The sequence below is a fragment of the Gammaproteobacteria bacterium genome (assembly GCA_011375345.1).
Classification (GTDB): Bacteria; Pseudomonadota; Gammaproteobacteria; order DRLM01; family DRLM01; genus DRLM01.
The window spans coordinates 1-14207 of sequence record DRLM01000125.1 but is presented as its reverse complement, the minus strand read 5'-3'; the positions used below and the strand labels follow the sequence as shown (position 1 = coordinate 14207).

Below are 14207 nucleotides of genomic sequence, written 5' to 3'. Positions count from 1 at the left end.
GAAGGATGCGTGACGAGAGTTTGATTCTGAGTTTTCCCGATTACCTCTCCCCCGCCCAGCGCCTGGCTGACGCCCTGGACAGGCCGTGCGCGACGGTGAGCCTGCACCGCTTCCCCGACGGGGAAAGCAAACTGCGCCTGCCGGCTGAACTCCCTCCCCATGTCGTGCTCTGCCGCACCCTGGACTGGCCCAACGACAAGCTGGTCGAACTCATGCTCTGCGCCCGCGCCGCCCGCGCCGCGGGGGTCAAGCACCTGACCCTGGTGGCGCCCTATCTGTGCTACATGCGCCAGGACGCCGCATTTCATCCCGGCGAGATTGTCAGCCAACGTATCGTCGGCGAATTTCTCGCCGGGCTGTTCGACACCGTGATTACCGTGGACCCTCATCTGCACCGCGTCCATCATTTGCACGAGGCGGTGCCCGCCCGCCGCACCGTCTCCCTGAGCGCCGGGGGCCTGCTGGCAGAGTTTTTGCGCGAGCGGCTGGAACGCCCCCTGTTAGTGGGGCCGGACAGGGAATCGCGCCAATGGGTGGCCCACATCGCCAAAGAAGGCGGCTTTGACTGGATCATCGCCCACAAGAACCGCCTGTCGGACCGCGCTGTGGAAATCACCCTGCCGGATGAGTCGGTTCAGGGCCGCACCGTGGTCATCGTGGACGATGTCGCCAGCACCGGCCGCACCGTGGCCACCGCCGCGACCGTGGTAAAGGACCGGGGGGCCGCCGCCATTCACTGCGCCGTCACCCATGCCCTGTTCGTGGACGATGCCCAGGAACAGCTGCGCGCGGCGGGGGTCGAAGAAATCTGGAGCAGCACCAGTTTGCTGCACCCCACCAACGCGGTGGACTTGACCGATCTGCTGGCCAGCGCAGTGTTGAGCGACTGACCCCGAAACGGTCCGCCCCCCAAGCACAAACCCATTCAGCATGCCTTTTTCCCCGCTGCAACTGCTGGCCTTTATCTTTCTGCTGGGCCTGCTGCTGGCTTTCATTCAGGTGGGTATTCTCACCGTCGCCTTTGAAAAGCTGGGCCTGTCACCACAGTCCACCTTTGTTCTGCTGCTGGCCTCCCTGCTGGGCAGCGGCATCAACCTGCCCATCACCACCATCCGCGCCGAACGGCCCGATCTCAGCCAGTGGCCGGACGCCCTGCGGGACATGCTCGAACAAAGCCTCAGACGCTTCCACGGCCAGACACTGATCGCCATCAACGTGGGCGGCGGTTTGATCCCCATCCTGTTTTCCTACTACCTCCTCAGCCACCACCCCCTGGGCGCGGGGCCGGTGATCCTGGCCATCGCCGTGGTGGCCCTGGTGGCCTACCTGGCCAGCCGGCCGGTACCCGGACTGGGCATCGGCATGCCCGTTTTCGTCGCCCCCATCGCCGCCGCCCTCACCGCCGTGGCCATCAGCCCCGAGCACAGCGCGCCCCTGGCCTACATTTGCGGCACCCTGGGGGTCCTGATCGGGGCGGATCTGCTGCGCCTGAAAGACATCCGCCGCATGGGCGCCCCCATTGCCTCCATCGGCGGTGCCGGCACCTTCGACGGCATCTTCATCACCGGCATCGTCGCGGTACTGCTGGCCTGAGGGCCGCCCCCGGCCGACAACCCGGGAGAGCGCTATACTGAACAGGCAGGGAGGCGCCACATGACAGACCATCCGGACATGCTGCACGCACTCAACGACAATATTCCCCTGTCCGAAAAACTCACCGCCATTCACCACGCACTCAGCACCACCTGTCCTGCCGTTGCCCGCATCGCGGTGGCCGTTTACGATCCCAAAACCGACCTCATAAAAACCTTCATTCATTCCAGCGGCGGTGAAAACCCCCTGTCCAACTATCAGGCACGGCTCAGCGACACCCCCCGGTTGGCAGCCATTTATGCCAGCGGCCGGGCCCAGGTGGTCAACGACGTGCCCAACACCTACCGCAACAGCACCCAACACGGCCGGAAACTCCGCCGCCAGGGCTACGGCTCCAGCTACACCCTGCCCACTTACACCCAGGGCAGTTTTTTCGGCTTCGTTTTTTTCAACGCCTACGACACCCAGGCCTTCACCCCGGACCACCTCGCCACACTGAACCTGTACGGCCATCTGGTGGCGCGCACGGTGATCGCCGAACTCACCCTCATCCACACCATGCTGGCCGCCGTGAAAACCGCCCGTGAAATGACCAAATTCCGCGATGAGGAAACCGGCGCCCACCTGGACCGCATGGCGCGCTACGCCCGCCTCATCGCCAAGACGATCGCCCCCCGCCACGGCTTCGACGATGAATACATCGAACGGCTGTTCCTGTTCGCCCCGCTGCACGATCTGGGCAAAATCGGCACCCCTGACCACATTCTGCTCAAAAAAGGCGCCCTGGACGAAAGCGAATTCGAAGTTATGAAACAACACGCCAGCAAGGGCCGCGCCATGGTGGACCGCATGCTGGCGGAATTTAATTTAAGCGGCCTGCCCTACGTGGACGTGCTGCGCAACATCACCGAGCACCACCACGAAAAGCTGGACGGCAGCGGCTATCCCGGCCGCCTCAAAGACGAGGCCATCCCCATTGAAGCCCGCATCGTCGCCGTGGCCGACATCTTCGACGCCCTCACCAGCCGCCGCCCCTACAAACCCGCCTGGCCCGTGGACCAGGCCTTTGCCACCCTGCGCACCCTGGCGGGCGACAAGCTGGACCGGGAGTGTGTGGATGCCTTGATTGACAACCGGGACGAGGTGGCGCGCATCTATAAACGCTTTGCCGGAGAAGCATCGCGGCCGGGGGCCGCACCCGCAGGACACCCGCAACCGTAGGCCGCGCGACCAGGAGACCGTTGTGCCCAGGACGACAGGCGGGACAGGGCATCTGCCTAACCCGCCTCCCGCCGCCCGGCGCTGTCTTCCACATGATCCATGCTGAAGGGCACTTCCTGGGGCACGTCCACCACCAGGCGCTTGCCCAGCAGCTCGCCCATGCGATAGGGCGGCAAGCCCCCGCCGGGGGACTTCACCACCAGATCTTCCCGCCGCAGCACCTCACCGGCTTTGAGATGGCGGGCGGCATAGAGGCTTTTGCCCATTTTCCTGCGGGCGTCTTTTTCAAAATCCGCCAGCTCTTTTTTACCGTCCCCCAAGGACACGTCAATGCGGCGCAGATCGCGGACCATTTTGTGGAGCCCGGTGGGCTCCAGCGAAAACTTGTGGTCAGTGCCTTTCCAGGAACGGTTGAGGGTGAAGTGTTTTTCCACCACCGTGGCACCCAGCAGGTAGGCCACGGAGGGCGCCAGAATGCCGTAGTCATGGCCGGAGTAACCGATGACCGCTTTGGGAAATTGAAGTGCCAGGGTTTTGATAGCGGCCAGATTCAGGTTTTCATATTCGGTGGGATAGCCGGCGGTGCAGTGCAGCATACACAGTTGTTCGTTGTGTGGAATGACGGCCTGGTAGGCCAGCTCGATTTCATGCAACTCCGCCGCGCCGGTGGAGACGAACATGGGTTTGCCCAACTTGGCAACGTATTCCAGCAGCGGGGTGTTGGTGATGTCCGCTGAGGCAATTTTGTAGGCGTCCACCCCCACTTCTGCGAGAAAATCCACGCTGGGAAAATCAAAGGGGGTGACAATAAAATCAACGTCGTTTTCGCGGGCGCAGGCTTTCAGCTCCAGGTATTGATCCCAGTCGAATTCCAGATAATCCCGGTGCGCGCCGTAGGTGGGACCGTAGCTGTTTTCGTTGTCATAGGGCTTGTTGTACATGGCCCGGGTGAACAGGGTTTTGTTGTCGCGCTTTTGAAACTTCACCGCGTCCACACCCATGCCGGCCGCCACCCGGATCATCTTGAGCGCGGTTTTCATGTCGCCCTGATGATTGTTGCCGATCTCGGCGATGATGTAGCAGGCGCCATCCCGGGCGATGCGTTTTTGGCCAATGTAAAACTCGTTCATGGTCATCCTCTCAGCTTCGAAACTGCCGGAATCGGCATGAAACTCTCCCTGCCGGTTTGTTTCCCGCACAGGCGGGGGCGGTGCCCGCCTCAGGTTTTTTGTTACAGGTAGTTGAACAAAGACAGGCTCTGCACCCGCACGAAAGACTGCTGCGCGGCCTGCAGGGCCACCATTTGCTGGTTGAACAGACTGATGGCCTGGGGATAGTCCAGGTCCTGCACATCGGCCAGGGCGCTTTCCGTCAACAAAACGAAATCATCGTTGCTGTTTTTCTGTTGCTCCAGGGCCTGCAGACGCGAGCCCAGGCTGGCGCGCTGGTTGGTGAAGTTGTTGAAGGCCTGCCCGGCGTCCACCAGAAATTTGTTGATATCGTTGGCGAGCGCGGCCTGGCTGGCGGGATCGTTCACGCTTTTGTTCAACGCCGTGGCCAGACGGTCCAGGGTGGTGAAGATATCCTGCTTGGCGCTGGGGGCGATCTCAAAACTGTCGCCGGCCGCCGGCGCGCCGCTCACAGAGGTCTGGATGCCGTTGAAGGCGATGGCGGCCTCGCTTTGGTAAGTGCCGCTGGTGACCAGGTTGGCGCTGCTGTCGCGCACTTCGTAGGTCGTGGCCGTGACGAAGGTCAGCGTATAGGTGTCCGGCACCCAGGCGGCGGGATCGGTGACCGTGCCGGGATCGATCACCCCGGTGCCGGTGTTGGCGGTGTTCTGGGTAATGGAAAAAGTGCCGTTGCCGGTGGCAATGTTTTGAAACACCTGCCGGCCCGATTCGCTCACGGCCATCTTGCGCGCCGGCCCGACCTGGACGAAGCGCTGGCCATCGTCGCCGCCGTAACTGAAACCGGTGGCGGTGCGGGTAAACGATTGTTGGTCCACCTTGAAACCGGAAAACACGTAATCGCCATTGGCATCGCGGACATTGGCCAGGTCCAGCAGTTCATCCACGCGCTCGCTGATTTCAGAGGCAATGCCCTGCCTGGCCTGGTCGTCGAGCAAACCGCTGTTGGCTTGCAGGGCCAGCTCACGGGTGCGCTGCAGCAAATCGGTGACGCTGCCGAGCACGCCTTCCTGTTGCTCCAGGCTGACGCGGGCCGCTTCGATGTTTTTCTGATAGCGCTTGGTGCCGGCGATGCTGCTCTGCAAATCGAGGATCTGCACCGCGCCGGTGGGGTCATCGCTGGGCACCACGATGCGGCGGCCGGAACCCAGCTGCTTTTGCGACTGCGCCACCTGCGCCTGTTGCAGAACTATGCCATCCAGGGCGTTTTTGTGAATTTGTCTGGTGGATATTCTCATGACTACCTTCTTACGGCGTCGAGGATGATCTGAAACATGTCGGCCGACACCGAGACCACTTGGGCGGCGGCCTGATAGGCTTGCTGGAACTGCAGCAGATTGGCCGCTTCTTCATCGAGGTTCACCCCCGACACTGCATCGCGGGCAGCCCGGGCCTGGTCCATCAGAGCCCGGCCCGCGTCGCGGCTCAAGGCGGCAGAACGGGTCTGGCTGCCGACGTCGGCGATGAGCTGGCCATAGGCTTCCTGGTAAGTGGCGCTTTCCTGGTCCAGCAGGCGGGTGTCCTGCAAATCGGCCAGTTTGAGGGCATTGCGGTTGTCGCCAATGCCACCGGTGTTGGCCTCGATAACAAAGCTGTCACCGCTGGCAGGGACACCGGTGAGGGAGAAGGTCCAGCCGTTGTAACTGATGGGCGCGCCCGCGGTATAGCTCAGGCCCGTCACCGGGCTGCCGGTGGTGGCGCCGCTCACGTCGAAGGTGGTGGCGCTGGTGAAGGTGATGGTGACGGTGTCAAGCAGATTGGGATCGGGCGGGCTCACGCTGGCGGCGCCGATGCCCGCCCCGCCGGTGTTGGCGCTGTCAGCGCTGGTCACGCCCCGGTCCACGTAGAATTTGTCCCCCGCTGCCGGCGCGCCGCTGCCGTCGCTCACTTGCACGGTGAGGCCGTTGTAGCGGATATTGGCACCAGAGGTGTAGGTCTGATTGGCGGCCAGCGTGGCGCCGGTGGTTTCATCCACCACCTTGTAAGCTGTCGGACTGGTAAACTCGATGCGCAACCGGTTATCGGGGCTGTTCACCGACAGCCCGCCGGCCACGGCGCTACCGGTGTTGGCGAGCGGCGTGTTCACCCTCACCGGCGCCGCGGCGGCGATTTTGCTCACGTCAGTGAGCGCCACGGCAATATCCCGCGCGGCGCTGAAACCGGGCCGCACCAGAAAAGTGTCGCCGGTGCTGGCACCCGCCGTGAGGGTAAGCCGCATGCCGTCGATCTCATCGCTGGTATAGGGACTCGCACCGCCGGTGTTGATAGCAAAGCTGGTATTGTCGCTGAGGCGGGTGAGGGTGTAGGCATTGCTGCCGTTGTAGGTCAGCTGATAGTCGCTGATCTCCACATCGGCCACGTTGACGATGACGGCGCTCACCGCGCCGCTGCCGGCGTTGGTGCTGTTGCTGAGCACATCGGGCGTGGCGGTGGTAAACATCTTGCCGCCCAGATCACCATTGAAATCCATGCCCAGCTGGTGCTGGGTGTTGAGGGTGTCGGCCATGGAAAGGGCCACCCGGCCCAGGGCGTTTTGCACAGGATCGAGGACCTGGTCGCGGAAATTGAGCAAGCCCCCCAGCGAGCCGCCGGTAACCTGGGAGGAAATCTCCGCCGTGGCGCTGCCGGTGGAATATCCCACCTCGAAGCGGGTGGGATCGAAACGGTTTCTGACTGCCGAGAGGCTTTGCGCCTGGGGCCCCACCACCAGCGCCTGGCCGGTGCCGATAAATACATTGGTGGAACCGTCGTTCTGCGCCACAGTGGTCACAGACACCAGCTCCGCCAGTTGATCCAGGGCGCGGTCCCGCTGATCCAGCAGATCGTTGGGCGCGCCGCCGGCCGTGCCCACCGCCAGGCTGATGCGGCGGTTCAGATCGGCAATGCTGCCGGCCAGGCCATTGATGTCCTCGATGCTGTTTTGCACGATGGCATTGCTTTGCGAACGCAGCTCCGCCACCCGCTCATCAAGATAATGAAAGCGGTCGGTCAACGACTGGGCCTCGCTCAGCATCACCTGGCGCGCGGACAAGGAAGCCGGGTCATTGGCCACCTCGTGCACGGCATCGAAAAAGGTGACCACGCCCTTGTCCAGACCGGTGTCGGGGCTGGCCAGCAGGTCATCGACGCGGGTGATCAGATCGTGGTATTCATTGAGGCTGTTGAAGGTCGAGGTGTTGACGCGGGACTGTTCAACCACAAACTCGTCATAAACCCGGTCTATGGAACGCACGTCCACACCAGTGCCGAGGAAGCTCCCGCCCCGCACCTCCGGTGGGCGCGATTCGAACTCCACCCGTTGCCGGCTGTAACCTTCGGTGTTGACGTTGCTGATGTTCTGGGAGGTGGTGGAAAGGGCCTGCCGGGTGGCCAGCAAACCCGATAAACCTATGCCCAGCATGCCGCTTGTTGCCATGATAAAACCGACTGCGTTGCAAAGTCAGGGTATGAAATGGAGCAGGCCGACCGCCATCTTCCCCCCGCCCGTCCGTGGAATACCCTTGTTCATCCTGTCGGCGGGGCAGCGGGTTTCTTGAGACCGCCCAGGGCCGCCTTGATGTCCTCATGATCCATCAGGCCCTGAATTTTCTCGGCATAGCGGGGATCCGTGGCATAGCCGGCCGACTGCAAGGCCTCAAAGAAGCGCCCGGGATCACCTGCCTGTGACAAAGCCCGCTGATAACGGGGATTGTCACGCAGAAAGTTCACATAGTCGGCAAAGCTCTCAGCGTAAGAATCATAGGAGCGAAACACCGCCGCAAGCCGCTGCGCCTTGCCGCCCCGGTATTCGGTGGTCACCCGCGTTACCGTGTCACCGTCCCACCGGGCATCCGCTTTGATGCCGAACAGGTTGTGGCTGGAGCGGCCGTCGGGATGGGTCATCACCGCCGCGCCCCAACCACTTTCCAAGGCGGCCTGGGCCACCAGCGCCCGGGCTGGCACACCCAACTCCCCTGCCGCGGCGCGGGCATGGGGCCAGACCGCCTTCACGAAAGCCTGCGCGGCCGGCCCCGGCCCTGAATCGGTGTCCACGCCCGCGGGGCTGCGGGACAGCGCCAGCAAACCGGGCCGCTGTGGCAAAGTTCCACGGCGCAGCTGCTCCACCATCATATCCGCCAGACCCAACTCGCCCCGGCCGGCCATGACCAGGGCTATCTGTTTGTCGAACAGGTCGCGGTACAGCCTGCCTGCGTCCCCCAGCAAACTGTCCTGCACCGGCGCGGCCTCGCGCATGCTTTTCAGCATGGACTGAATGAACAGCGCTTCGAATTGCTCGCCTGCCTTGCGCAAGGCCGCCTCGTTGTTTCCATCCTGCTGTGCCAAGACGGACAGGCCGTTGATGTCGGTGTAGAGCGCGGGATTGGGTATGGAGGTACTCATGGTCTTTGTCCGGACTTCCGTTGCACATCACCCGGGCGATACGGCCTGTTCCGGGGCATGGTCACAAGCGGGGCCTTCAAATCACGATCAACTGCGCCCGCAGCGCCCCCGCTTCCCGCAGCGCTTCCAGGATGGCGACCAGGTCGCCCGGCGCGGCGCCCACCTGGTTCACGGCCCGGACGATCTCATCCAGACTCACACCGGGCTGGAACAAAAACATGCGGCTGTCTTCCTGGCTGACTTCCACCTGGCTGTCGGGCACGACCACTGTGCGCCCGCCGGAGAACGGCGCCGGCTGGCTGACGCCCGCCCGTTCTTTGATGGTTACGGTCAAACTGCCGTGAGCCACGGCCGCGGCGCTCACCCGGACATGCCGGCCGATCACCACCGTGCCCGTGCGGGCGTTGATGATGACCCGCGCCGCCGCCTCCCCCGGCTCCAGGGTGAGATTCTCCAACACGGACACATAAGCCACCCGTTGGGACACATCGCGGGGGGCGTGCACCCGCACCGAGGCACCGTCCACCGCCTGGGCGGTACCCATGCCCATGGCGTCGTTGATGGCGTCCACCACGCGCTTGACGGTGGTGAAATCCGGCCGGTGCAGATTGATGGTGACAAAATCTTCGCCGCCCAACACCGTCGGCGCGGGCCGTTCCACCGTGGCGCCATTGGGAATCCGGCCGGAGCTGGGCACATTGACGGTGATCTTGGAACCGTCGCTGCCCTGGCCGCCGAAACCGCCCACCACCAGATTGCCCTGGGCCACGGCGTACACGCGGCCGTCGGCGCCTTTGAGCGGGGTCATCAGCAAGGTGCCGCCGCGCAGGCTCTTGGCATTGGCCAGGGATGCCACGGTGATGTCGATGGTTTGCCCCGGTTTGGCGAAGGCCGGCAGCTCAGCCTGCACCGACACCGCTGCCACATTTTTGAGCTGCGGCTTCACCCCGGAAGGCAGGACGATGCCAAACCGGGCCAGCATGTTTTTAAAGCTTTGCACAGTAAACGGCGCCTGGGTGGTCTGATCACCGCTGCCGTCCAGCCCCACCACCAGGCCGTAGCCCACCAGCGGATTGCTGCGCACGCCGGCGATGGTGGCCAGATCTTTGATGCGCTCCGCCTGCGCCGGTGTCTGCGGCAGACTCATCACGGCCGCCAGCACCACAGTCCCCAGCGCCCTGCCGTTCCCCGCGTTCAAAACGGCCACCACTTGCTGTTAAAGAAACGGCCCAACCAGCCGCGGGCGTTGGCGCTGGCCACGGCGCCTTCACCGGTGTAGACGATCCGGGCATCGGCCACCAGGGTGGAGATCACGGTGTTGTCGGCGCGCACATCGGTGGGCCGGACGATGCCGGAGAACTGCAGATATTCGTCGCCTTGATTGATCCGGACGCGTTTTTGTCCGCGCACGAACAAATTGCCGTTGGGCAGGACATCAGCAACGGTGACGGTGATACGGCCTTCCAGGGAGTTGCTTTGGGCCGCGTCCCCTGCGCCGGAGAACGTGTTGCTGCCGTCCACCGAGGTGGCCAGGCCCAGATCCATGCCGGACCGGCCCGGCGCATTGAAACTCAAGGGGGCGCCCAGCAAGGTGGGATTGGGAAGGTCCACCTTGTCACTGCGCGAGGTGGACGTGCTGGCCTTTTTGCTGGCGCTGGTGCGCTCCACCAGGACCACGGTCAGAATGTCGCCCACCCGCCGCGCGCTGACATCCTGAAACAGGGACACATTGCGACGGGCCTGGTACAGAGAGCCGGCGCCGGGCGGCGGCACCGGCGCGGCGGCGGGATAGGCGGGGGCGAAACTTTCCTGCGGCACCGGGGTGGTGGCGCAGGCACCCAGGCCCAGCGCCATGGTCACCGCCAGGATCCTGCCCACAATCCTGCGATGCGACATGATGCCCGTCACCGCGATCATGTGTTGTTGACCAGGAAGCGCAGCATGCTGTCGGTGGTTTCTATGGATTTTGAATTCATCTCATAGGCGCGCTGCGTTTCGATCATGTTCACCAGCTCTTCCACCACATTGACGTTGGATGTTTCCAATGAGCCTTGCACCAGGGTACCCACCCCGGCCAGGCCGGGTGTACCCACCTGGGGCGAACCGCTGGCAGCGGATTCGAGGTATAGATTCTGGCCAATGGGCTGCAAACCCGCGGGATTGATGAAATCCGCCAGCTGGATATTGCCGAGCTGGGTGAGGGCCGCCTGACCGGGCAGGGTGACACTGACCGTCCCGTCGCTGCCGATGGACACGTTTTGTGCATTTTGGGGGAGGGTGATGGCCGGCTGCAGGGGAAAACCGTTGGCGGTCACCAACTGGCCCTGGGCGTCGATTTTAAACGCACCGTCACGAGTGTAAGACAAGGTTCCGTCGGGCATCAGCACCTGAAAGAATCCACGCCCCTGAACCGCCACGTGCAAGGGGTTTTCACTTTGGATGATGTTGCCCTGGGTGAACAGCTTTTCCGTGGCGGACACCCGCACGCCGGTGCCCAGGGAAAGGCCGGTGGGCAATATCGTGTCCTGCGAGGACTGCGCCCCCACCTGGCGGACATTTTGATACAGCAGGTCTTCAAAGGACGCGCGCGAGCGCTTAAAGCCGGTGGTGTTCACATTGGCCAGATTGTTGGCCACCACGGACATGCGGGTCTGCTGACCTTCCAGCCCGGTCTTGGCCACCCATAATGCTCGGTTCATGATTGCAGCTCCTAGCCCATACGCATGATTTGAGTCACCGCCGTCTCGTTTTCCTCGGCGGTTTTGAGAAATTGCACGTGCATTTCAAACTGGCGCGCCAGTTCCATCATGGTCACCATGGCCTCCACGCTGTTGACGTTGCTGCCTTCCAGGGCGCCGCCCACCAGGCTGACCGAGGCGTCCACCGGCGCATTGCCGCCGTCCCGCAGACGAAACAAGCCGTCCCCGCCCTTGACCAGATCCGCCTCCGGCGGCTTGACCAGTTTGATCCGGTCCACCACCGCCAGGGTGCTGGGCGTCTGCCCCACGGGCCGGATAGAAAGGGTGCCGTCATTGCCGATCTCCAGGGTTTCAAAGGGTGGCACCGAGACGGGTCCGTTGTTGCCCAGCACCCACTCGCCGGAAGAGGTGGTCAGCAATCCGCCATCGGTCACGTGCAGCTCCCCGGCGCGGGTATAGGCCTCGCCACCGTCCTTGGCTTGCACCGCTATCCAGCCCCGACCCCGCACGGCGAAATCCAGATCGCGCCCGGTGGTGATCACCGGACCGGGCTGGAAATCGACGCTTTGCTCCACCACCACGGCGTTGGCGCGGCTGTCCAGGCCCGGACCCGGCACCGGCGCGCTTTGAAATGAGGCCAGGTCGGCGCGAAAACCGGTGGTGCTGACATTGGCGAGGTTGTGGCTGGTGACGGCCTGCGCCAGCATGGTTTGTTTGGCACCGGTCATGGCAACGTAGACGGAGCGGTCCATACGTGTTCTCGCTGTTTATCCGCGCCCTGGCTTAGCGGCGAATGTTGATGATGGTTTGCGTCACCGTATCGGCGGTGGTGATCACCTGGGCGTTGGCCTGGAAGTTGCGCTGTGCGGTGATCATGGTGACCAGTTGTTCGGTGAGGTCAACGTTCGACCCTTCCAGGGCGCCGGACTGGATCAGCCCCAGACTGGCGGTCCCCGGCGGCCCCACCAGGGGCGAGCCCGACTCAAAGCTTTCCGCCCAGCTGGTGTCCCCCAACTGCCTGAGGCCCTGGGCGTTGGCGAAGTTCGCCAGGGCCACCTGCCCCAGGGTGCGCGACTGGCCGTTGGTGAAGCGCGCCAGCACCACGCCGGATTCGGAAATGTCCACCCCGCTCAGACGGCCCGTGGTGTAACCGTCCTGGGAAAGAAAGTTGACCCCGAACTGGCTGCCAAACTGGGTGGTAGGCGTGTTGGTCTGATAGTCCAGGGTCAGCGACAGATCGTCTGCGCCCGCAATGGAAAAGGCGTCGTAGGCCACGCTGCCCCCCGCCGGCGAAGCCAGGGTGCCATCGGCGTTGAAAGTCAGGGTGCCGGAGGTGGTGGGTGTGGCTTCTGTGCCATCGATAAACAAATGGGTCTCCCATTCGTTGGCGGTGGCGGTCTTGCGGAAATACGTGGTGGCCAGGTGGGCCGTACCCAGAGAATCGTAGACAGTGAGCGAGGTGGAGCTGTTGTAGGTCGTCGGATCATTGACGTTGAACGCGGGAGGGGTGGATGAGGTGGCATCCAGGTTGACACCCACTTCCACCAGGGTGGAGGCCCGCGGCGCGATGTCCGAGGTATCCAGCCGCAGATCACCCACCGCGCCGGTGATGTTGCCGGCGCTGTCCGCCAGATACGCCGTCAGACGCTGGTCCTGAGCGTTGACAATGTAGCCGTCCCGGTCCACGCCAAAGGCGCCGGCACGGGAATAGACCACGGCACCCTGGTCACTGAGGCGGAAAAAGCCCTGGCCGCTCACCGCCAGGTCCAGGCCGTTGTCGGTGAAAGAGATATTGCCCTGACTGAACTGCTGCGCCACACTGGCCACGGCCACGCCGCTGCCGATGGCCTGCCCCACATTACCCAGGCTGGCCACCGAATAAATGTCAGCGAACTCCGTTCTGGATTTCTTGAAGCCGGTGGTACTGGCATTGGCAACATTGTTGCCGACCACGCGCAGTTCCGACGAAGCCGCATTGAGACCACTGAGTGCGATACGGAATGGCATAACCGTTCTCCTCTATAGCAATGTTCTGTTCGCTGCTGGACCGTTGAGCGCGTCCCACAGTGTTACAAAATGGCCTTTACGTCTTTCATCGCCAGGCTTTCACCGCTGTCCAGGTTAAGACTGACGGACCGCCCGCCCTCGCCCAGGGTGACGCTGGCAACGCGGGAAGCGACGCGGGTGGACAAGGCCGTGCGCTGCCCGTCGTACAGGGCTTCGGCGCGAAGCTCGTAGCGGCCCGGCGGCACCGCCTGGCCCTCCTCGGACAAACCATCCCATTGAAATTCCATCACCCCGGCGCCCTGAGCGCCAAAGGACAAGGTACGCACCAGTTCGCCGCTGGAGGAATAGACGCCCACGGTCACTTGCTGGCTGCTGGCGGGAAGTTCCACGGCGGCGCCCACGCTGTCCACACCATCAAACATAACCCGCGACCCTTCGCTGATAACCCGCCTGCCCACCATATCGGCGGCCTGCAAACCCTGGTTGCCGGTCAGGGCGGTGGACAATTCGGCAAGGGAGTTTTGCAAATCCTGTATGCCGGACACGGAGGCGAACTGGGCGATCTGGGCCAGGAAATCACCGTTCTCCATGGGCTTGAAGGGATCCTGGTTGCTGAGCTGGGTGGTCAGCAGCTTGAGAAAATCCTCCTGGCCCAGTTCATCTTTCTTGCGCTCCGGCTTGGGACGGGACAAGCCCAGATCATTCATCAGGGAAACATCATCAACATGGCTCACGGCTTGACCTCTCTTTATTGACCCAGACTCAAGGTGCGCAACAGCAGCTCTTTTGAGGTGTTCATCACTTCCACATTGCTCTGGAAGCTGCGCGAGGCGGAAATCATATTAGTCATCTCCTCCACCATGTTGACATTGGACAGGTAGACGTAACCCTGCTCGTCCGCCATGGGGTTTTCCGGCATGAAACGCTGTTCCACGGCGGCATCGCTTTCCACCACCGCCGCCACCCGGACCCCCTGGACCGCGGCCCGGGCCCGGCCGGCTTCGCCCAGCAGGGCCGCGAACACCGGTTGTCTGGCCCGATAAGCGTCTTCGGCCGTGGTGCTGACCGTTTGCGCATTGGCCATATTGCTGGCCACGGTATTGAGGCGCACGGACTGGGC

General features: G+C 63.2%; 14 protein-coding genes. 3 read left to right on the top strand and 11 right to left on the bottom strand.

Going from position 1 to position 14207, the window contains the following annotated elements; genetic code table 11:
* Positions 1 to 5 precede the first annotated feature (5 nt).
* The 3 genes from prs to ENJ19_09620 are packed head-to-tail and all read left to right on the top strand — an operon-like array spanning position 6 to position 2814.
* The gene (gene prs / locus ENJ19_09630) at positions 6 to 890 is read left to right on the top strand and encodes a ribose-phosphate diphosphokinase (protein ID HHM05984.1); all 885 of its coding nucleotides are present in this window, start codon (positions 6 to 8) and stop codon (positions 888 to 890) included.
* A gap of 40 nt (positions 891 to 930) precedes the next feature.
* Complete coding sequence (locus ENJ19_09625; GenBank protein HHM05983.1) at positions 931 to 1593, top strand: DUF1614 domain-containing protein; 663 nt, start codon at positions 931 to 933, stop codon at positions 1591 to 1593.
* Positions 1594 to 1653: 60 nt separating this feature from the next.
* A complete protein-coding gene (locus tag ENJ19_09620; protein ID HHM05982.1) occupies positions 1654 to 2814 on the top strand; it encodes an HD domain-containing protein in 1161 nt (386 codons plus the stop codon).
* Between the two features lie 56 nt (positions 2815 to 2870).
* Here ENJ19_09620 and ENJ19_09615 read toward each other — a convergent pair whose 3' ends face one another.
* From ENJ19_09615 to flgC, 11 genes are all read right to left on the bottom strand, one after another.
* Positions 2871 to 3944, bottom strand: coding sequence for an N-acetylneuraminate synthase (locus tag ENJ19_09615; GenBank protein ID HHM05981.1), 1074 nt, complete (start codon positions 3942 to 3944; stop codon positions 2871 to 2873).
* A 101-nt stretch (positions 3945 to 4045) separates the two neighbouring features.
* Positions 4046 to 5239, bottom strand: coding sequence for a flagellar hook-associated protein 3 (gene flgL / locus ENJ19_09610; protein ID HHM05980.1), 1194 nt, complete (start codon positions 5237 to 5239; stop codon positions 4046 to 4048).
* 2 nt (positions 5240 to 5241) lie between these two features.
* On the bottom strand, positions 5242 to 7416 hold the full coding sequence (gene flgK / locus ENJ19_09605) for a flagellar hook-associated protein FlgK (protein HHM05979.1): 2175 nt from the start codon (positions 7414 to 7416) through the stop codon (positions 5242 to 5244).
* A gap of 89 nt (positions 7417 to 7505) precedes the next feature.
* Complete coding sequence (gene flgJ / locus ENJ19_09600; GenBank protein HHM05978.1) at positions 7506 to 8381, bottom strand: flagellar assembly peptidoglycan hydrolase FlgJ; 876 nt, start codon at positions 8379 to 8381, stop codon at positions 7506 to 7508.
* Positions 8382 to 8457: 76 nt separating this feature from the next.
* Positions 8458 to 9528 (bottom strand): flagellar basal body P-ring protein FlgI, encoded by a 1071-nt coding sequence (locus tag ENJ19_09595; GenBank protein ID HHM05977.1) that lies wholly within the window; start codon positions 9526 to 9528, stop codon positions 8458 to 8460.
* A 47-nt stretch (positions 9529 to 9575) separates the two neighbouring features.
* Entirely contained in the window at positions 9576 to 10277 is a 702-nt protein-coding gene (gene flgH, locus ENJ19_09590; GenBank protein HHM05976.1) for a flagellar basal body L-ring protein FlgH, read from the bottom strand.
* A 17-nt stretch (positions 10278 to 10294) separates the two neighbouring features.
* The gene (gene flgG, locus ENJ19_09585) at positions 10295 to 11080 is read right to left on the bottom strand and encodes a flagellar basal-body rod protein FlgG (protein ID HHM05975.1); all 786 of its coding nucleotides are present in this window, start codon (positions 11078 to 11080) and stop codon (positions 10295 to 10297) included.
* Between the two features lie 11 nt (positions 11081 to 11091).
* Entirely contained in the window at positions 11092 to 11832 is a 741-nt protein-coding gene (locus tag ENJ19_09580) for a flagellar basal body rod protein FlgF (protein ID HHM05974.1), read from the bottom strand.
* 31 nt (positions 11833 to 11863) lie between these two features.
* The gene (locus tag ENJ19_09575; protein ID HHM05973.1) at positions 11864 to 13087 is read right to left on the bottom strand and encodes a flagellar hook protein FlgE; all 1224 of its coding nucleotides are present in this window, start codon (positions 13085 to 13087) and stop codon (positions 11864 to 11866) included.
* Between the two features lie 62 nt (positions 13088 to 13149).
* A complete protein-coding gene (locus tag ENJ19_09570; GenBank protein HHM05972.1) occupies positions 13150 to 13821 on the bottom strand; it encodes a flagellar hook assembly protein FlgD in 672 nt (223 codons plus the stop codon).
* 14 nt (positions 13822 to 13835) lie between these two features.
* The coding region (gene flgC / locus ENJ19_09565) for a flagellar basal body rod protein FlgC (protein ID HHM05971.1) at positions 13836 to 14207 on the bottom strand (372 nt) is incomplete at its 5' end.